Source organism: Streptosporangium sp. CA-135522 (assembly GCF_050949235.1).
GTDB lineage: Bacteria > Actinomycetota > Actinomycetes > Streptosporangiales > Streptosporangiaceae > Streptosporangium.
Genome location: NZ_CP192026.1, coordinates 1 through 18,545, shown reverse-complemented (window position 1 = coordinate 18,545; position 18,545 = coordinate 1). Strand labels below are relative to the sequence as shown.

Below are 18,545 nucleotides of genomic sequence, written 5' to 3'. Positions count from 1 at the left end.
GGAGAGGAACATGGCCGAGATATCTCTCGCCGTCGCCGCCAGCCACGCGCCGGGGCTGACCGGATGGTTCGACATGGCGCCGGAGGACGATCGGCGTGTCGTGAACCAGGCGTACACCGCGATCCGGGAGGCCATCGTGGCGTCCGCGATCGACGTGCTCGTGATCGTCGGGAACGACCACGTCGCCAACCACCGGGTCGGTGCCGGCGTCGACTTCACCTTCGGCCTCGCCGATCGCCACCGCGGGCCGGACGAATGGTTCAAGCCGTGGTTGCGAGTCCCCGACTACGACATCCCCGGTGCCCCCGATGTCGCCTCCGCACTCTTCGACCGGCTGCGCGGCGCGACGAGCGTGAACGTCGCCGGCACGCGGGAGAATCTGCGCTTCGACGACAACATCTCAGTGCCGGTCACCAAGACGGGGCTGGCGGAGACGGGAGTACGACTCGTTCCCGTCCTGCAGAACTGCACCATTCCGCCCGTACCGGATGAGCGAGCGTGTTATGCCTTCGGCGTGGCGCTCGGTGAGGCGATCCGCACGGGATTGCCGGGTGATCTACGAGTCGGTCTGTTCGGGTCGGGCGGACTCAGCCACGAGCCGGGCGGCCCCCGCTACCTGGAGATCGACGAGAAGTTCGATCACTGGTGGATGAACATGCTGGAGGCCGGCGACCATGAGAAGGTCCTGGCCGAGGCGACCTTCGACCGGATGGAGCAGGCCGGTTCCGGCGGAACCTCCGAGCTGCTGTCCTGGATCGTGGTCATGGGGGCCATCGGCGAGCGGCCGTGCACGTCGCTGGGCTACGTCGCCTTCGATGAGTGGCGCTGCGGCGTCGGCGCGGTGCACTGGGACATGACCCGGCCCAGCGACAAGACAGAGGTGAAGTGATGGCGCTGGAGCACTTCCGGCCGCAACTGCGGACCAACGATCTCGTGCAAGACCTGAAGTGGAATGACGAGCTGCGGACCCGCTTCGAGGCATCCGAGGCGACGGTGCTGGCCGAGTACCCGCTCACCGAGGAGGAGCGGGAGGCGATCCGCACCCGTGACTTCCGCCGGCTGTACGAGTTGGGGCTGCACCCGTACCTGCTCAGCCAGCTCGCCCGTCTGCTGTTCGGCACCGGTGAGAAGGCCGGCACGTCCGCACCGGCGATGGCGCTCATCCGATCACTACTCGGAGACGAGTACGAGCAGTACATGGGGAACCGGAGTGGTTGAGCCGTCCTGGCGCATCGGCGTCGAAGACGGGGAGACGCGAGCGCGCACCCCGGTGATCGACGTCCATGCGCATGCCATGCCCATGCCGCTGCTGCGGCACCTGGCACGAGAGGGCCGCGCCGACCTGTCGTCGCTGGCCGAGCACGCCATCGCCCTCGACCCCCAGCTCAGCGGCCTGGCCGGGTGGTCCCGCATCCCCGTGCCCCGAGAGCAGTACGACGTGGCATCCCGGCTGGCCGCCATGGACGCGACGGGGGTCGACGCGCAACTCGTCTCGGCGCCCCCGTTCGTGGTCGGGTCGATGTGCGAGGACCCCGACCTGGTCATCGACGTGACACGCCGGGTGAACGACACGCTCGCCCAGTTCGTGGCAGGCGCACCCGACCGCCTGTTCGGCCTGGCCACGGTGCCGGTCGGGCACCCGGACGCCGCACGGGAACTGGCGCGCTGCCTGGATCAGCTCGGCTTCGCCGGGGCGGCCGTCGGCTCCTTCGGCGGCGGGGCCGAGCTCGACGATCCGGTGAACGAGGAGCTCTGGGAGGAGCTGTCGGCACGCCGGTGCTTCACGCTGCTGCACCCCAGCCGGGCGTCGGCGGCCGAGCGGCTCGCGTCGTACTACCTGGTGCAGTTACTCGGGTACCCGGTGGAGACCGCGCTGGCCACCGCACGACTGATCCTGGGTGGTGTCCTGGACCGGCATGATCTGGTCCTGTGCCTGGCGCACGGCGGCGGTTGCGTCCACGGCGTGGGCGGCCGGCTGAACCTGGGGTGGCGGCGCAAGCCGGCGGCGCGTACCACGCCCGAGCTTCCGGCGGCCTACCTCGCCGGTCTGTACTACGACACGGCCGTCTTCGACAACAGGGCGCTGTCCCGGCTGATCGAGGATGTCACCGCCGGTCACGTGCTTCTCGGCACCGACATGCCGTTCGACCTCGCCGATGAGGTGCCGCTTGAGACGATCTCGGAGCTGGGCATGCCGCCGGGCGACGCGGAGGCGATCCTGGGCGGCAACGTGCTGAAGCTGCTGCCGATCGATGTCCGGCCGGTGGCAAGGAGGCTCGTCGGATGACCGATCCAGCGACCGGGGTGGCGTTGATCGTCATCGACATGCAGAACGACTACTGCCACCCCGACGGTGTCTTCGCGCGCGCGGGCCTCACGGTCGACCGTCTGCCCGAGCTGGTCGACGGCGTCAACACCCTGGTGGCGGCGGCGCGCGCCGGTGGGCGCCCGATTGTCTGGGTGCGCATGGAGTGGTCCGACGACGACCAGGTGGGGCTTCTGGGCGAGCGGAGCCCGTTCCTGCGACGTGCCGGTCTGCGTGCCGGCACCTGGGGCAGCGAGCTGCTGTCCGGCCTCGATGCGCGCGGCGATGACATCGTGACCACCAAGCCGCGCTTCAGCGCGTTCTTCGAGACGCCTCTGGAGGACCTGCTCCGGGAGCGGGGAGTCGGGCGAATCGTCGTCGTGGGCGTACGAACCGATTTCTGCGTCGAGTCGACCGTACGCGACGCCTTTTTCCGCGACCTGGAGGTCGTCGTCGTGGCCGATGCCGTCGCCGGCTACTTCGAGGAGTTGCATCGCGGGAGCCTGCGGGTGATGGGCACCGTCTTCGCCGACGTGGTGGATCTCGACGCGGGCACGGCCCTCCTCCGCGACGCCAGTCTGACCAATTAGCACAAAGGAGTGAACACATGAGTGTGACCACAGACCTGGCATCGGTCGCGCGGACCGTCGAGGTCGACGGGATCGCGACAACGGTCATCGACACCGGCGAACCCGCGTCCGGCAGCTCGGCGCCGCCGCTGCTGTTGCTGCACGGGTCCGGCCCGGGGGTGACCGCGCTGGCGAACTGGCGGCCGATCATCCCCGCCTTCGCGGCATCGCGGCGGGTCATCGCACCGGACCAGCTCGGGTTCGGCGGCACGGCCACCGGTGAGGCCCGCACGTACGGCCGCGCGTCCTGGACCCGGCACGCGCTGGCGCTGCTCGACGAGCTCGGCATCGACCGGATCGACATCATCGGCAACTCGATGGGCGGTGCGATCGCCCTCTCGCTCGCGGCTGCGCGCCCCTCCCTGCCCCGCCGCATCGTCCTCATGGGCTCCATGGGGGTCGCGATGCCGCTGCCCGACGGCCTCGACGGAGTCTGGCGCTACGAGCCCAGCATCGAGGAGTCGCGCCGCGTCATCGGGCTGTTCGCCCACAACCGCGACCTCATCACTGACGACCTGGTCCAGATGCGGTACGAGGCGAGCATCCGGCCGGCCGTCCGCGACTCGTGGCAGGCCATGTTCCCGCCGCCGCGCCAGCGCTGGGTCGACGACCTCGCTTTGACCGGGGCGGAGCTCAACGCGATCGACCAGCCGGTGCTGCTGGTTCACGGTCGCGACGACAAGGTCGTCCCGTGGAGTTCGTCCGCCGCCCTGCTGGACCTCCTGCCCGATTCGCGGCTGCACGTCCTGGGCGGCTGTGGACACTGGACGATGATCGAGCGCACTACGGATTTCCTCGCCGTCGTCGAGCCCTTCCTCGCCGCCTGATCAGGTCTCACGGACAGCGGGTGGCCCGCTGAGATCGTTCCATCCTGAATCCGCAGGTCGGGGTCTGGCGTGATCGGGTGAGGGGGTGCGCGCTCTGCTCGGCGGCGGTGGTCATGCTCGGAGATCGTTTGTCATCGGCTGGACTCGAGTTTCGTCAGGACGAGCAGGGCGCGCAGCAGGTCGGCGACGAAGGTGCGGGTTTTCGTCGACAACGGCAACGCGCACCGGTAGCGCACCGTACTGGTGCTGCCCCGGCGCACGATCCGTTGCAGTTGCTGCCCCTCTTGGTCGGTCAGTCTGCGTACTCGGACGGGCTCTGCCACCATGCCTCCCCACACGGTTGGATACATCGCCCTATCCAACCGGCGCGAGGACCCTCGGCGAGATCACCCACTGCATTGATCCACTGCATTGCCCGGCCGATGCCTACTCAGCACGAGTGGCATTCCTGGGCGATCTGTAGGACTCGTGGAAGACGTTGCGTTCCTGGGCCCGACGACCGGGGTGGCGTCGTTCCTCTGCCGGATAGCCGACGGACATGAGCAGCGCGATTGCCAGGTCGTCGCGATCGCCGATGCCGATCGCCTTCTTCACCTTGGTCTCGTCCCAGCCATTCATCGGCGAGGTGGCAAGTCCCATCTCCGTGGCGGCGAGCATCACATAACTGGCCGCGATCATCGCGTCCTTGACCGCGTACTCCCGCAGCAGGCCACGCTCCTCGAGATCTGTCTGGAACGCCTGTGACGCTGCGGAGAACATCGTGACGAACTCCTCGTTCCACGCCCCACTGCGGCGGGCCTGGTCGTAAACGTCGCTGTGGTCGTCGCGCCAGGACATTGGCTCGGCCACGAAGACCAGCATGAGCGGCGCTTCCTGTGGCTGGGGCTGACCGCCGGTGGCCCAGGCCAGAGCCTCACGACCTTCGTCGCTGGTGACGACGACGATGGACCGGTCCTGGAGGTTCCAACTGGTGGGTGCCTCGATGGCGAGAGCGAGGAGTGTGTCGAGGGCGGCTGCGGGGATCGGATCGGGGTGGTAGTGGCGGACGGTGCGGCGGGTGCGGATGGCTTTGGCGACAGACATGGTGTGAGGCGTCATGACACTCACTATTGGAGAGTGACTCTCCATATGGAAGAGGGTACTAATTTGTGCGTTACTCTCCTTTCATGGAGACCTTCGTGGAGTCCTCCGGGCTGCCGGCCGACGCCTTCTCGGCGAAGTGCCCGACCCGCCAGGTGCTTGACCACATCGCAGGCAAGTGGACGGTCCTCGTCGTGGACGCCCTCCTCGCGGGCACTATGCGCTACACCGACCTGAGCCGACGCATCGAGGGCGTCTCGCAGAAGATGCTCACCCAGACCCTGCGCAGCCTCGAAGCCGACGGGTTCATCACCCGCATCGTCCACCCCACCATCCCGCCCCGGGTCGACTACGACCTCACTTCCCTTGGCCGCAGCCTGGCCGAGCCCATCACCGCGCTCCGGCAGTGGACGGAAACCCACATCAACGAGATCGAACAAGCCCGGAGCCGACACAACCCCTGACCTGGCAGCGGGCCGCACCGCGCGCCCGTCTCGCCTACCGAACCCGGCGAACCTCCCCGGTCACAGCACTAGCGGTTCGCCTGCTGTCGATGTGGACTGATCTCTGTCACCTGCTCAGGGACGATCCCACTAACGAACGGCTAACAAACGATCAAAAGGCCAGATCCGTGATCTCCGGATCTGGCCTCTGAGTTGCTCAAACTGTGTGGGGCTACCAGGACTTGAACCTGGGACCTCTTCCTTATCAGGGAAGCGCTCTAACCGTCTGAGCTATAGCCCCGCATTACGCGAAAGAACGGTATCGCATCCGGCTTCCGGAGGCGAACCCGCTCGGTCGAACAGGGAAAAGCTTACCCTGTTCCGGCGCCCGCTTGCGCCATGTCCCCGGTCCGGGGATCGGGGACATGGCGACGGGTGGCTACTCGGCCTCGCTGAAGGTGACCTCCACGCCGCCGACCAGGTCGGAGGCGATGTTGTAGATCACTGAGCCGAGGGTGGACAGGGCCGTGATCAGCACCACGTTCACCGCGCCGATCAGTGCGGTGTAGCCGAGGATGCGGACCGGCTCGAACCAGGAGGCGACGTCCAGGCCGCTGGTGGTCTTGCCGTCGGCCGTCGTCAGCTGGTTCACCATCTGCGTGATGTTGTCGAACACCCCAAGTCCGGACAGCACCATGTAGAGCACCGCAACTGCGACGAACAGCACGACGAAGCAGACCAGGGACACCACGAAGCTGAACTTCATGGCCGACCACGGCTCGATCCGGCGCAGCACCAGGTGAGCCTTGCGTGGCGCCCTCGGTGCGGAGCCGTCCGCCGCCTTCTTGCCCGGCGCCTCGGGCCCGGGAGACGACAGGCCTCCCGGAGCCCAGGAGGAGCTGTCGGTCTCGGTGGAACGCGGGCGAATCCGTACCGTGGAATCGCCTGGCTTGCCGTCCTCGATCGCCGTCACGTTCTGCCTGCCCTTGACCTCGTCGGTTACCGATTTATCGGTCTCCGGCGTGGGCGCGCTACCGTCAGCCGGTGACTCGACCACCTCGACGGCATCCGCTTCGGTGGCCTTGTCCATCTTCTCTGTCACCTGATCGCGTGTCGACGAGGAGGCCGAACGTGGCCCTGGTCTGGCCTGAGCAGACACCGGCTACTCCCCTTCCGCTTCCACGTTTTGCTCGGCGTCCAACGCCTCGGCATTGCGGGCGAGAGCCACGACGCTGTCCCCCTCCGCGAGATTCATCAGACGTACCCCCATGGTCTGGCGACCGGACTGCTTAATCTCCCCTGCGCTGGTCCGGATAACCCCGCCGGCGGACGTGATCGCGAAAACCTCGTCCTCCGGACTGACCATGGCAGCACCAACCAGCTTGCCACGAGCACTGACGATCTTGGCAGTCAGGACGCCCTTGCCGCCTCGTCCCTGCACCGGGTACTGATCGGCCGGAGTGCGCTTGGCGTACCCGCCCTCGGTCGCGATCAGCACGTCCTCGCCGTCGGCGATGCGGTTCATCGCCAGCAGCTCGTCCCCTTCGAGGAACCGCATGCCGATCACGCCGCTGGTCGCCCGGCCCATCGGGCGCAGGGCCTCGTCGGAGGCCGTGAAGCGGATGGACTGAGCGCCGCGGGAGACCAGGAGGAGGTCGTCCTCCTCAGACACCAGCCTGGCAGCGATCACCTCATCATCTTCCCTCAGGTTGATGGCGATCAGGCCACCTGAACGCGGCGAGTCGTATTCGGACAGACGCGTCTTCTTCACCAGACCGCTGCGGGTGGCCAGCACGAGGTACGGCGCGACCTCGTAGTCACGCAGGTCCAGCACCTCCATGACGACCTCGTCCGGCTGCATGGCCAGCAGGTTCGCCAGGTGCTGGCCGCGCGCGTCGCGGCCGGAGTCGGGCAGCTCGTAGGCCTTGACCCGGTAGACCCGGCCCTTGTTGGTGAAGAACAGCAGCCAGTGGTGGGTCGTGGTGACGAAGAAGTGGTCGACGATGTCGTCCTGCCGCAGCTGCGCGCCGCGCACGCCCTTGCCGCCGCGCTTCTGCGCCCGGTACAGGTCGGTGTTGGTGCGCTTGGCGTAACCGCCGCGGGTGATCGTGACGACCATGTCCTCCTCGGCGAGGAGGTCTTCGATCGACATGTCGCCCTCATAGGCGATGATCTCCGTCTTGCGCTCGTCACCGTACTTCGCGGTGATCTCCGAGAGCTCGTCGAAGACGATCGTCCGCTGCCGCTCGGGCGAGGCCAGGATCTCCTGGTAGTCGACGATGTGCACCATCAGCGCGTCGTGCTCGTCGGTGATCTGCTGGCGCTCCAGGGCGGCCAGCTTGCGCAGCTGCATGTCGAGGATGGCCTGCGCCTGGATCTCGTCGATCTCCAGCAGCGTCATCAGGCCGCCCTGCGCGGCGGACGCCGACGGCGAGCGCCGGATGAGGGCGATGACCTCGTCCATCCGCTCCAGCGCCTTGAGCAGCGCGCGCAGGATGTGGGCCCGCTCCTCGGCCTTGCGCAGCAGGTAGCGGGTCCGGCGGACCACGACCTCGATCTGGTGGTCGATGTAGTGGCGGACGAACTGGTCGAGCCGGAGCGTGCGCGGCACGCCGTCGACCAGGGCCAGCATGTTGGCGCCGAAGGTGGTCTGGAGCTGGGTGTGCTTGTAGAGGTTGTTCAGCACGACCTTGGCGACCGCGTCGCGCTTGAGCACGATCACCAGGCGCTGGCCGACCCGGGAGGAGCTCTCGTCGCGGACGTCGGCGATGCCGGTGATCCGGCCGTCCTTCACCGACTCGGCGATCGACAGCGCGAGGTTGTCCGGGTTGACCTGGTAGGGAAGCTCGGTGACGACCAGGCACTGGCGGCCCTTGGCGTCCTCCTCGACCTCCACGATCGCCCGCATGGTGATCGAGCCGCGGCCGGTCCGGTAGGCGTCGTCGATGCCCCGGCGGCCGACGATGAGCGCCCCGGTCGGGAAGTCGGGGCCCTTGACCCGGGCGATCAGCGCCTCGAGGAGCTCCTCGTCACCGGCGTCGGGGTTCTGCAGGGCCCACCTGACACCGTCGGCCACCTCGCGCAGGTTGTGCGGCGGGATGTTCGTGGCCATGCCGACGGCGATTCCGGCCGACCCGTTGACCAGCAGGTTCGGGAATCGCGACGGGAGGACCAGCGGCTCCTGGGAACGCCCGTCGTAGTTGGGCTGGAAGTCGACGGTGTCCTTGTCGATGTCACGGATCATCTCCATGGCGATCGGCGCGAGCTTGCACTCGGTGTATCGCATGGCGGCCGGCATGTCGTTGCCCGGCGATCCGAAGTTGCCCTGGCCGTCGACCAGCGTGTAGCGCAGCGCCCAGGGCTGGGCCAGCCGTACGACGGTGCCGTAGATCGACGAGTCGCCGTGCGGGTGGTAGGAGCCCATGACGTCGCCGACGACGCGGGAGCACTTGAAGTAACCGCGGTCGGGACGGTAGCCGCCGTCGTACATGGCGTAGAGCACGCGGCGGTGCACCGGCTTGAGTCCGTCGCGGACGTCGGGCAGCGCGCGGGACACGATGACGGACATCGCGTAGTCCATGTAGCTGCGCTGCATCTCCGACTGGATGTCGACCGGCTCGATGCGCTCTGCGGGCGGAGTGTTCACATCCGTCACGGGTGATGGATCCTTTTCAGAGTCGGAGAAGAGGCTGTACGGCTACCGCTACACATCGAGGAAACGGACGTCTCGCGCGTTCCTGATGATGAAGGAGCGGCGCGCCTCGACGTCTTCGCCCATGAGAACGCTGAACAGGTCGTCGGCCTGGGCGGCGTCGTCGAGGGTGACCAGGCGCAGCACCCGGGTCTCGGGGTTCATCGTGGTCTCCCAGAGCTGGCCGGCGTTCATTTCGCCCAGACCCTTGAACCGCTGGATGCCGTCGTGCATGCGCGGGTCGCGCTTGCCCCGGGCGATGCCGTCCTCGATGATCGCGTCGCGCTCGGGGTCGGAGTAGGCGTAGGAGGCGTCCTCGCCGCGGCGGTCCCACTTGATCTTGTAGAGCGGCGGCTGGGAGAGGTAGACGTGGCCGGCCTCGATCAGCGGCCGCATGAAGCGGAACAGCAGCGTCAGCAGCAGCGTGTTGATGTGCTGGCCGTCGACGTCGGCGTCGGCCATCAGGATGAGCTTGTGGTAGCGGAGCTTGGCGATGTCGAACTCGTCGTGCACGCCGGTGCCCATGGCCGTGATCAGCGCCTGGACCTCGGTGTTTCGCAGCACCTTGTCGATGCGCGCCTTCTCCACGTTCAGGATCTTGCCTCGGATCGGCAGGATCGCCTGGAACTTGGAGTCGCGGCCGCCCTTGGCCGAGCCGCCCGCCGAGTCGCCCTCGACGATGAACAGCTCGCACTTCTCCGGATCGCTCCACTGGCAGTCGGCCAGCTTGCCGGGCAGGCCGGACCCGGACTCCAGCAGCGACTTGCGCCTGGTCAGGTCACGGGCCTGGCGTGCGGCCAGACGGGCGCGAGAGGCCTGCAGGGACTTGTTGATGATGTCCTTGGCCTCGCCCGGGTTGCGTTCGAACCAGTCGCGCAGGTGGTCGTTGCAGGCCTTCTGGACGAACGACTTGGCCTCGGTGTTGCCCAGCTTGGTCTTGGTCTGGCCCTCGAACTGCGGGTCGGCCAGCTTCACCGAGATGATCGCGGTGAGGCCCTCGCGGATGTCCTCACCGGCCAGGTTGTCGTCCTTGCCCTCCTTGAGGAACTTCTGCTCGCGGGCGTAGCGGTTGACGATCGACGTCAACGCCGCCCGGAAGCCCTCCTCGTGGGTGCCGCCCTCGGCCGTGTTGATCGTGTTGGCGAAGGTGTAGACCGACTCGCTGTAGGAGTTGTTCCACTGCATGGCGATCTCGACCGAGATCCCCTCGCCGCTCTCCTCGAAGTCGATCACCGAGACGTGGGCGGGCTCCTTCTTGGAGTTGAGGTGCGTGACGAAGTCGGACAGGCCGCCCTCGTAGTGGTAAATCACCTCTTTGGGCTCGCCGTTGACGTGGTCGGGCCGCTCGTCCCGCAGGGAGATCGTCAGGCCCTTGTTGAGGAAGGCCATCTCCTGGAAGCGGCGCGAGAGCGTCTCGAAGCTCCACGTCGTGGTCTCGAAGATCGTCGCGTCGGCCCAGAACGTGATCGAGGTGCCGGTCTCCTCGGTCGGCTTCCCCTTGACCAGGGGGTGGGTCGGCCGGGTCTCGGCGTAGCTCTGCCGCCAGTGGTGCCCGTCACGGCGGATCTCCACCTCCAGCTTGCTGGAGAGGGCGTTCACCACCGAGACGCCCACGCCGTGCAGGCCGCCGGAGACCGCGTAGGACTTGCTGTCGAACTTTCCGCCCGCGTGCAGCACGGTGAGGACGACCTCGACCGCCGGACGGCCTTCCGCCTCGACGATGCCGACGGGGATGCCTCGACCGTTGTCCACGACCCGCACGCCGTTGTCGGCGAGCAGGGTGACCTCGATCCTGTCGGCGTGGCCGGCGAGGGCCTCATCGACGGAGTTGTCCACGACCTCGTAGACGAGGTGGTGGAGACCGCGTTCTCCGGTCGAGCCGATGTACATACCCGGGCGCTTACGGACCGCCTCGAGCCCTTCGAGAACGGTGATTGAGCTAGCGTCGTAGGACAAGTGCGGAATCCTCCTGCCGCGGACACGCAGCGGGAGGGAATTTCAGCCCCGCCGTGCCCGTCACCGTCGTGAATGCCCCGATGCGCTCACCCAGGGGAGTCGGCTCACATGCCGGGGGTGACACGCAAACGGACGTGTCCGGAATTCGGTTTCATTCTAGCGGCTCAGCGCGCATGATGTGGCATTGACGGGCTCTAGAAGCCTCTGTCGCGCGTCGACCATCCTCTCAAGGATCCCCCTACGCGGAGAGGGCTCGTCGCGTCAGAAAGGCCGCTGATCCGTTTTTGAGCGGTCGATCAGCCGTAGGTGTCGCCCGGGCCGCGGCTGCCGGTGACCCGTAGACCACCGCTGGGACGGGGGCCGTTCTGCGGGCCGCGCACCTTCACCCGCTGCACCGTTCCGTCCCCGAGCTCCTCGTTCAGCCGCCTGACCAGCGTTCTCGCCAGCAGGCGCACCTGGGTCGCCCAGGCGGTGGAGTCGGCGACCACCACGACCTCGCCGTCGGCGAAGGTCTCCGGCGTGGTGTGCGCGGCCAGGTCGGGGCCGACGATCTCGTGCCAGCGGCCGAACACCCCTCCCACGGCGACGGGCTGCTCCCAGCCCCGGTCGGCCAGCAGGTCGGCTATGGCCCGGCCGAAAAGCTGGGGATCTCCGAAATCCCTGCGCGGCCCGGCCGCTCTGCGCCGGGGCTCGCGGCGGGGAAGCTGCCCCCTTCTGGCCGCGTCCGCTTTGGCCTGGGCCAGTTTCTCCCTCGCCAGAGCGGCTCCCTTGGCCGCCGCGCTCTTCGCCGATCCCGCTTCGGAAGATCCCGGCCCGAGAGATCCGGACGTCGCTGATCCGGACGCCGAAGCCGCCGGCTCCGGTGATCTCCCACCGGCCGCCGGGGGCGTCCCGGGCGCCGGACCGGACTTCGGAGGTCTCTCATCGGACACGGGTCACGCTCCCCTCGGCGACGTCGAACCGGGACCCGACCAGTTCGGCGGGCACGTCGTCGGCGACCGCGGCGGTGATGAGCACCTGCTCGGCCGGGGCGACGATCTCGGCCAGGCGGCGGCGGCGCTGGTTGTCCAGCTCGGCGAAGACGTCGTCGAGGATCAGCACCGGATCACCGCCGTCGGCTCTGAGCAGGTCGTAGGCGGCCAGCCGGAGCGCCAGCGCGAACGACCACGACTCGCCGTGGCTGGCGTAGCCGCGCGCGGGCAGCTCGCCGAGACCGAGGAACAGGTCGTCGCGGTGCGGACCGACGAGGGTGACGCCGCGTTCGAGCTCGGAGCCGCGCACCTCCAGCAGACCGGCCCGCAACCGCTCCTCCAGGGTGGCGCGATCGGTCCCCTCACCGGCGGGCAGGGTGCCGCGATATTCCAGCCCGGCGGCCGCGGAGGCGGGGGCGAGGGCCGCGTAGGAGGCGGCGACCAGCGGCCGCAGCGCCTCGACCAGCTCCAGCCGGGCCGCCAGCAGCTCAGCGCCGTGCCTGGCCAGGTGGGCGTCCCAGACCTCCAGGGTGCTCAGCGGGTCTCCGGCCCCGGCGGCGGCGAACGCCGCGTCGCTGTCGGCCCGTCGCCCGCTCCGGCTGCCCCGCCGTGCCTGCGCCGCCGTGCGCAGCAGGGCGCTGCGCTGCTTGAGCACCCGGTCGTAGTCGGCGCGGACCCCGGCGAACCGGGGGGTCCTGGCCACCAGCAGGTCGTCGAGGTAGCGGCGCCGCTCGGAGGGGTCGCCCTTGACCATGGCCAGGTCCTCGGGGGCGAACAGGACCGTGCGCAGCAGCCCGACGACGTCGCGGGGGCGAGACACCGGCGAACGGTTCAGCCTGGCCCGGTTGGCCTTGCCGGGGTTGATCTCCAGCTCGATCAGCGCCCGCCGGTCCTCCCGCACGACCACGGACCTGACGATCGCCCGGGTCGCCCCCTGCCGCACCAGCGGCCCGTCGTTGGCGACCCGGTGGCTCGACTGCGTCGCCACGTAACCCAGCGCCTCGACCAGGTTGGTCTTGCCCTGCCCGTTGGGTCCCACGAAGGCCGTGACACCGGGCTCCAGGCCGAGGTCGGCGGTGTCGTAGGACCGGAAGTCGGTCAGGGAGAGGTTGGCGACATGCACCCCAGGAAGATTAGTCGGCCGCGCCCACCGCCGGTGCGTCCCGCTCTCACGGCGGCACGCGCCCCGTCCCGGGAGCGGCCCCCACGCCGGGGACGGGCCCTGTGGAAAACGGCCCGCGCCGCTTTCGGAGGCCGGGCTCTCCGTACGGCCCGCGCCCTGCGGGGAAGCGCGGGCGCGGGCCGTACGGGCGCCGGTCTAGCCGGTCTATCTGTCGGCCTCCACCGGCGGGGCGACGTCGGCGCCGGGGGCGTCGGCGCCCTTGGCGATCTGGCCCTCCTTCGAGGTGACGGCGTGCCCGCCGAACTGGTTGCGCAGGGCCGCGACGACCTTCATGGCCGGCGAGTCGTCCTGGCGGGAGGCGAACCTGGCGTACAGCGCGGCGGTGATGACCGGCAGCGGCACCGCGTGGTCGACCGCCGCCTGCACCGTCCACCGGCCCTCGCCCGAGTCCTGTGCGTAACCCTTGAGCTCGGCCAGGGCCGGGTCCTCGTCGAGCGCGCGAACCAGCAGGTCCAGCAGCCACGAGCGGATGACCGTGCCGTGCCGCCAGCTCTTGAAGGCCCCGGGCACGTCGGTGACGACGTCGGAGGCCTCCAGCAGCTCCCAGCCCTCGGCGAAGGCCTGCATCATGCCGTACTCGATGCCGTTGTGGACCATCTTCGCGAAGTGGCCGGCGCCGACCTCGCCCGCGTGGACGAAGCCGCCCTCCTCGGGCCTGAGGGTGCCGAAGATCGGCATCAGCCGCTCGACGTCGGGCTTGGAGCCGCCGACCATCAGCGCGTAGCCGTTCTGCAGACCCCAGACGCCGCCGCTGACGCCGCAGTCGACGAAGCCGATCTCCTTGGCGCCGAGCTCGGCGGCGTGCTTCTGGTCGTCCAGATAGTGCGAGTTGCCGCCGTCGATGACGATGTCACCGGCCGACAGCAGGTCACCGAGCTCTTCGATCGTCGCCTGCGTCGGCGCCCCCGCCGGCACCATGACCCAGACCGCGCGCGGCGCCTGGAGCCGGTCCACCAGGTCCTTCAGGCTCGAGACGTCACTGACCGCGGGATCGCGGTCGTAACCGACGACGTCGTGGCCGCCGCGGCGCAGCCGCTCGGCCATGTTGCCGCCCATCTTGCCCAGCCCGACCATGCCGATCTGCATACGAGCACCCCCTTCAGGGTTCCATCATCCACCTACACCCGGCGTGCCAGCGCAAGCCGTACCAGATCGGCGTTTCCGTCGACGGGATCGCCCTCCGGGCCGTGGAGGACGTCCTCCAGGCCGATGCGCGTGGCCAGAGCCAGCTGCCCCGCCTCGTCCACAAGTATCCAGGCCGGTTCTCCCTCACCGTGGAGCAGCCTCGGGCCGGGCACGGCGAGCTCGTCGAGGCGGGCGAGCACGGCGTGCGCGCGCGACACGGCGGTGTCCGCCGAGCCGCCGATTATCTCGACGAGCACCCGCACGCACTCCAGGCCGGTCGCCGCGAGCGCGTCGGCGTCGGCGGTGGACCAGACTCCGGCCTCGACACCCACGCCGAGCCGCCGAAGATCATGCCACAGGTCGGAGAAGCCGGACTCGGAGAGGTTCACGGACGCGAAGTCCGGCCGGTCCTGCGGGGCGAGCGCGCTCCAGCCGCGTACGGCCTCGCTCCGCGCCTGCGCGTCCCAGTCCGTTATCCACAGCCCTGTGCTCACCCCGACGGGAAGCCCGGGACACGCCCGCCGTACCGCGCGCACGGCCGCACCGATGTGGACGGCGCTGAGCGTCTCGCTGCCCGCCTCGTCACGCGGATGCATGTGCACGGCCGCCGCACCCGCCTCACGGGCCTCACGGGCCTCCTCAGCGAGCTCCAGGGGGGTCAGGGGAAGGGCGGGGTGCGCTCCGGCCTTCCTGTTCCCGTTGAGACACGCCTTGATCATCGTCGTGGCCATCGACGCCCCCGTGTTCCTTCGCGTCCACACGCCGGCCCACGGGCGCGGGCCGGCTCTGCGGGAGATCCTCCTCCGCGACGGGGACACGGTTCGCGCCGGGGTCGTGCCGGCTTTCGCGCCGGTTCGGGGCCGGCCTCGGACCGGCGTCAGCTGGACAGGCGAATGGGCATGATCAGGTAGCGGTAGTCGGGGACGCCCTCGTCGTCCACAGGCTTTCCACCGGTGAGGATGGCGGGCTTGGTGGAGGTGGTCATCTGCAGGCGGGCCACGTCGGAGTCGATCGCGCCGAGCCCCTCCAGCAGGAACTGGTGGTTGAAGGCGATGTTGATGTCGTCACCGTCGAAGTCGACGGGAAGCACCTCGACCGCCTGGGCCTCGTCGCCGCTGCCCGCCTCCAGGACGACCTCGCCGCCGCGGAAGGCCAGCCGGACCGGGGTGTTGCGCTCGGCGACCAGGGCGACGCGCTTGACGGCCTCGACGAACGCGCTCGTGGACAGGTCCGCGCGGGCGGAGAACTCGGTCGGCAGCAGCGAGCGGTACTTGGGGAACTCCGGGTCGAGCAGCCGGGTGGTGGTGCGGCGGCCTGCGCTGGAGAAACCGATCATGCCCTCGCCGGTGCCGCCGACCGAGCTCATCGCGATCTCGACCTCGGCGCCGGTGCTTCCCAGCGCCTTGGCGGCGTCGGCGAGGGTCTTGCCGGGGATCATGGCGATCGCCGAGAAGTCGGGCTGGCCGGGCTGCCACTTCAGCTCTCGTACGGCGAGGCGGTAGCGGTCGGTGGCGGCGAGGGTGACGGTGTCGCCCTCGATCTCCATGCGCACGCCGGTCAGCATCGGCAGGGTGTCGTCCTTGCCGGCGGCGACGGCGACCTGGCCGACGGCGGAGGCGAACACGTCGCTGCCCACCCGGCCGGCGGCCGGCGGCATCGTCGGCAGGGAGGGGTAGTCCTCCACAGGCATGGTGAGAAGTGTGAACCGGGCGCTGCCACAGGTGACGACCGCCTTGGCGCCCTCCACGACGAAGTCCACCGGCTGCGCGGGAAGCGCCCTGGTGATCTCGGCGAGGAGCCTGCCCGAGACGAGCACCACGCCCGCCTCCCCGGTCTGCGGTTCGAGGGTCACCTCGGCGGACACCTCGTAGTCGAAGCCGGAGAGCTTGAGCTGCCCCTTCTCCGTGACCTCGAGGCGCATGCCGGCCAGCACCGGCACGGAAGGACGCGCCGGAAGGCTGCGCGCCGTCCATGCGACCGCCTCAGCGAGAACGTCTCGCTCGATCCGGAACATCACGTGGATCTGCCTCCTGTGTGCCGAGCGCTCTTCGCTCGGTGCCTTGGGTTCGAGTGTTCACTGTCCCGCACCTGCGCTCCCCGGAACCCCTCTATGGGTCTTGAGTTTCTAGTTAGAGATACAAGGGGTCATCGCATTAGGGGCGGTGGAAACTGTGGAAGATGGTCGTTTCCGCAGGTCAACTATAGTTTTTTCATCCACTGGGGGTGTGGGTGGACCATGTGGAGAACTCGTGGGGCTGGGGAGAACCAAGCTGTGCACACAGGCCATCCCCAGATCTTGGGGTGTTCGTCCACCGGTTATCCACGAGGTTTCCCCAGGTTCTCCACGGGGTAGGAAGCCGTTTTGTCCTTGGGGAAAACTCTCTTCACAGGGCGTCCCCAGGTTGTCCACGAGTTCTCCCCAGGTTCTCCCCAGGTTCTCCCCAGATTCGTCCCCAGGCGCCGAAGGCGTCCGTGACCCCCCGATTCGCCGATGATCACGGCCGAACGCGCCGATCGCGTCCGTCCGGCACGTGCCCACCGGTGATCCACAAGGTTTTCCACAGCCTGTGCATCACGCCAGGGCGAATCTCACCCATTGCGCGACTGCTGCTTGATCCTGGTGGTCAGTTCGTTGACCTGGTTGTAGATCGACCGACGCTCGGCCATGAGCGAGCGGATCTTCCGGTCGGCGTGCATGACCGTGGTGTGGTCGCGGCCGCCGAACTGCTGCCCGATCTTGGGCAGTGACATGTCGGTGAGCTCCCGGCACAGATACATGGCGATCTGCCGGGCGGTGACCAGGACACGCGAGCGTGAGCCGCCGCACAGGTCGTCGATCGACAGGCCGAAGTAGGCGGCGGTGGAGGCCATGATCGTGGCGACCGTTATCTCGGAGCCGGCGTCCTCGGTGATCAGGTCCTTGAGCACGACCTCGGTGAGCTGCAGGTCCACCGACTGCCGGTTGAGGCTGGCGAACGCGGTGACCCGGATCAGGGCACCCTCCAGCTCGCGGATGTTGGTGGAGATGCGGCTGGCGATGTATTCCAGCACCTCGGGCGGCGCGGCCAGGCCCTCCTGGATCGCCTTCTTGCGCAGGATCGCGATGCGGGTCTCGAGTTCGGGCGGCTGCACGTCGGTGATCAGCCCCCACTCGAACCGGTTGCGCAGCCGGTCCTCCAGGGTGACGAGCTGCTTGGGCGCCCGGTCGCTGGAGATGACGATCTGCTTGTTGGCGTTGTGCAGGGTGTTGAAAGTGTGGAAGAACTCCTCCTGGGTCTGCTCCTTGCCCTCCAGGAACTGGATGTCGTCCACGAGCAGGATGTCGACCGCCCGGTAGCGGCTGCGGAAGCCGTCGGCCTTGTGGTCGCGGATGGAGTTGATGAAGTCGTTGGTGAACTCCTCCGAGCTCACGTATCTCACCCGGGCGCCGTCGTAGAGGCTCTGCGCGTAGTGGCCGATCGCGTGCAGCAGGTGGGTTTTCCCCAGACCGGAGTCACCGTAGATGAACAGCGGGTTGTAGGCCTTGGCCGGAGCCTCGGCCACCGCGACCGCGGCCGCGTGGGCGAAGCGGTTGCTGGAGCCGATGACGAAGGTCTCGAAGGTGTACTTCGGGTTCAGCCGGGCCGGCTCCCCCTGCGGGCGTCCGCCGCGGCCGTCCCACCTGTTGTGCACCGGGCCGGAGGCCGGGCTCGGCGCGGGCCGCTCGAAGGTGTCCTGCTCGGGGCGTGAGGCGGGAGGCTGCGGGGTGTATCCGCCGCGGCCGTATCCGCCGCCCTGCTCGGCCGGTGGCGGAGCGGGAGAGGACTCGGCCGGCAGGTACGGCTGGGCCGGCTCCTCCATGTGCTGGTAGGAGTAGGAGTACGGCTGTCCCTGTGGTTGACGCTGTGGATATTCGGTGGACGGCGGAGCCGCGGAGCCGGGGCCCTGGTAGGGGTGCTGCGGGCCGGAAACGCTGTGGTGCTGGGAAGTCACCGGCTGTGCATAACCCTGCTGCGGCCCGCCGCCCTGGGGATAACCCTGCGGCGGCGCCTGGGGATAAGACTCCGGGCGAGAGGCGACGCCGGGCTCGGAGCCCGCCGCGCTGGGGTCGACCATGACCGCGACCCGCATCGGGCGGCCGAACTCCTGGGACAGCGCGTGACTGATCAGCGGACGAAGCTTGTTCTCCAGGACGTCTCTGGCGAAATCGGTAGGAGCCGCGAGCACCACGGTGTCGTTCATGAGGCCGAAGGGCCGGGTCATGCTGAGCCAGACGCGCTGCTGGGACGGAACGCTCTCGTTGAGGGAGTTCTCCAGCGCCCGCGCCCACACCGCGCCGAGGTCCATGCCATCCAC

The 18,545-nt window shown here is 68.7% G+C and carries 17 protein-coding genes and 1 tRNA gene; 6 read left to right on the top strand and 12 right to left on the bottom strand.

The genetic code is table 11. From position 1 onward, the window contains the following. The first annotated feature begins 10 nt into the window (after nt 1-10). From ACQPYK_RS00090 to ACQPYK_RS00070, 5 genes are read left to right on the top strand one after another with little or no spacing between them, the layout of a single operon-like run. A complete protein-coding gene (locus tag ACQPYK_RS00090; RefSeq protein ID WP_433248195.1) occupies nt 11-889 on the top strand; it encodes a hypothetical protein in 879 nt (292 codons plus the stop codon). After that, nucleotides 889-1,218 (top strand): extradiol ring-cleavage dioxygenase, encoded by a 330-nt coding sequence (locus ACQPYK_RS00085; protein WP_433248192.1) that lies wholly within the window; start codon nt 889-891, stop codon nt 1,216-1,218. Before ACQPYK_RS00090 ends, ACQPYK_RS00085 begins: the two co-directional genes overlap by 1 nt. Beyond that, complete coding sequence (locus ACQPYK_RS00080; RefSeq protein WP_433248189.1) at nt 1,211-2,287, top strand: amidohydrolase family protein; 1,077 nt, start codon at nt 1,211-1,213, stop codon at nt 2,285-2,287. The genes ACQPYK_RS00085 and ACQPYK_RS00080 overlap by 8 nt, the downstream gene beginning before the upstream one ends. After that, on the top strand, nt 2,284-2,895 hold the full coding sequence (locus ACQPYK_RS00075) for a cysteine hydrolase family protein (protein WP_433248186.1): 612 nt from the start codon (nt 2,284-2,286) through the stop codon (nt 2,893-2,895). Before ACQPYK_RS00080 ends, ACQPYK_RS00075 begins: the two co-directional genes overlap by 4 nt. A gap of 17 nt (nt 2,896-2,912) precedes the next feature. Beyond that, a complete protein-coding gene (locus ACQPYK_RS00070; RefSeq protein ID WP_433248183.1) occupies nt 2,913-3,761 on the top strand; it encodes an alpha/beta fold hydrolase in 849 nt (282 codons plus the stop codon). 131 nt (nt 3,762-3,892) lie between these two features. Here ACQPYK_RS00070 and ACQPYK_RS00065 read toward each other — a convergent pair whose 3' ends face one another. Then, nucleotides 3,893-4,111 carry a hypothetical protein gene (locus ACQPYK_RS00065; RefSeq protein ID WP_433259152.1) on the bottom strand — a complete coding sequence of 73 codons (219 nt, stop codon included), beginning with the start codon at nt 4,109-4,111 and terminating at the stop codon, nt 3,893-3,895. Between the two features lie 76 nt (nt 4,112-4,187). Continuing rightward, the gene (locus ACQPYK_RS00060; RefSeq protein ID WP_433248180.1) at nt 4,188-4,844 is read right to left on the bottom strand and encodes a nitroreductase family protein; all 657 of its coding nucleotides are present in this window, start codon (nt 4,842-4,844) and stop codon (nt 4,188-4,190) included. Between the two features lie 83 nt (nt 4,845-4,927). On the opposite strand from ACQPYK_RS00060, the gene ACQPYK_RS00055 reads away from it, so the two are divergent. After that, nucleotides 4,928-5,305, top strand: a complete 378-nt coding sequence (locus ACQPYK_RS00055) for a winged helix-turn-helix transcriptional regulator (protein ID WP_433248177.1) — start codon at nt 4,928-4,930, stop codon at nt 5,303-5,305. Between the two features lie 206 nt (nt 5,306-5,511). On the opposite strand, the gene ACQPYK_RS00050 is transcribed toward ACQPYK_RS00055, so the two are convergent. The 10 genes from ACQPYK_RS00050 to dnaA all read right to left on the bottom strand — a co-directional run bounded on the left by ACQPYK_RS00050 (nt 5,512) and on the right by dnaA (nt 18,536). Beyond that, nucleotides 5,512-5,585: transfer RNA gene (locus ACQPYK_RS00050), tRNA-Ile, on the bottom strand. Nucleotides 5,586-5,723: 138 nt separating this feature from the next. Further along, complete coding sequence (locus tag ACQPYK_RS00045; protein WP_433248174.1) at nt 5,724-6,386, bottom strand: DUF3566 domain-containing protein; 663 nt, start codon at nt 6,384-6,386, stop codon at nt 5,724-5,726. A gap of 60 nt (nt 6,387-6,446) precedes the next feature. Then, on the bottom strand, nt 6,447-8,939 hold the full coding sequence (gene gyrA, locus ACQPYK_RS00040; protein ID WP_433248171.1) for a DNA gyrase subunit A: 2,493 nt from the start codon (nt 8,937-8,939) through the stop codon (nt 6,447-6,449). A gap of 48 nt (nt 8,940-8,987) precedes the next feature. Beyond that, nucleotides 8,988-10,931 (bottom strand): DNA topoisomerase (ATP-hydrolyzing) subunit B, encoded by a 1,944-nt coding sequence (gene gyrB / locus ACQPYK_RS00035; protein ID WP_433248168.1) that lies wholly within the window; start codon nt 10,929-10,931, stop codon nt 8,988-8,990. Between the two features lie 296 nt (nt 10,932-11,227). Continuing rightward, a complete protein-coding gene (locus ACQPYK_RS00030; RefSeq protein WP_433248165.1) occupies nt 11,228-11,863 on the bottom strand; it encodes a DUF721 domain-containing protein in 636 nt (211 codons plus the stop codon). Next, nucleotides 11,853-13,025, bottom strand: coding sequence for a DNA replication/repair protein RecF (gene recF / locus ACQPYK_RS00025; protein ID WP_433248162.1), 1,173 nt, complete (start codon nt 13,023-13,025; stop codon nt 11,853-11,855). The genes ACQPYK_RS00030 and recF overlap by 11 nt, the downstream gene beginning before the upstream one ends. Nucleotides 13,026-13,229: 204 nt before the next feature. Beyond that, complete coding sequence (gene gnd / locus ACQPYK_RS00020) at nt 13,230-14,171, bottom strand: phosphogluconate dehydrogenase (NAD(+)-dependent, decarboxylating) (protein ID WP_433248159.1); 942 nt, start codon at nt 14,169-14,171, stop codon at nt 13,230-13,232. 32 nt (nt 14,172-14,203) lie between these two features. Then, the gene (locus ACQPYK_RS00015) at nt 14,204-14,941 is read right to left on the bottom strand and encodes a 3-keto-5-aminohexanoate cleavage protein (RefSeq protein WP_433248156.1); all 738 of its coding nucleotides are present in this window, start codon (nt 14,939-14,941) and stop codon (nt 14,204-14,206) included. A gap of 146 nt (nt 14,942-15,087) precedes the next feature. Then, a complete protein-coding gene (gene dnaN / locus ACQPYK_RS00010) occupies nt 15,088-16,227 on the bottom strand; it encodes a DNA polymerase III subunit beta (protein WP_433248153.1) in 1,140 nt (379 codons plus the stop codon). 572 nt (nt 16,228-16,799) lie between these two features. Then, nucleotides 16,800-18,536: a chromosomal replication initiator protein DnaA gene (gene dnaA, locus ACQPYK_RS00005; protein WP_433259128.1), complete on the bottom strand. Its 1,737-nt coding sequence runs from the start codon at nt 18,534-18,536 to the stop codon at nt 16,800-16,802. Nucleotides 18,537-18,545: the final 9 nt, after the last annotated feature.

What these genes read in the sequence shown, in the direction of transcription:
- ACQPYK_RS00090 (WP_433248195.1), top strand. Translation starts at nt 11, where the DNA reads ATGGCCGAGATATCTCTCGCCGTCGCCGCCAGCCACGCGCCGGGGCTG.
- ACQPYK_RS00085 (WP_433248192.1), top strand. Translation starts at nt 889, where the DNA reads ATGGCGCTGGAGCACTTCCGGCCGCAACTGCGGACCAACGATCTCGTG.
- ACQPYK_RS00075 (WP_433248186.1), top strand. Translation starts at nt 2,284, where the DNA reads ATGACCGATCCAGCGACCGGGGTGGCGTTGATCGTCATCGACATGCAG.
- ACQPYK_RS00070 (WP_433248183.1), top strand. Translation starts at nt 2,913, where the DNA reads ATGAGTGTGACCACAGACCTGGCATCGGTCGCGCGGACCGTCGAGGTC.
- ACQPYK_RS00065 (WP_433259152.1), bottom strand. Translation starts at nt 4,111, where the DNA reads ATGTATCCAACCGTGTGGGGAGGCATGGTGGCAGAGCCCGTCCGAGTA.
- ACQPYK_RS00060 (WP_433248180.1), bottom strand. Translation starts at nt 4,844, where the DNA reads ATGTCTGTCGCCAAAGCCATCCGCACCCGCCGCACCGTCCGCCACTAC.
- ACQPYK_RS00055 (WP_433248177.1), top strand. Translation starts at nt 4,928, where the DNA reads ATGGAGACCTTCGTGGAGTCCTCCGGGCTGCCGGCCGACGCCTTCTCG.
- gnd (WP_433248159.1), bottom strand. Translation starts at nt 14,171, where the DNA reads ATGCAGATCGGCATGGTCGGGCTGGGCAAGATGGGCGGCAACATGGCC.
- ACQPYK_RS00015 (WP_433248156.1), bottom strand. Translation starts at nt 14,941, where the DNA reads ATGGCCACGACGATGATCAAGGCGTGTCTCAACGGGAACAGGAAGGCC.
- dnaA (WP_433259128.1), bottom strand. Translation starts at nt 18,536, where the DNA reads ATGGACCTCGGCGCGGTGTGGGCGCGGGCGCTGGAGAACTCCCTCAAC.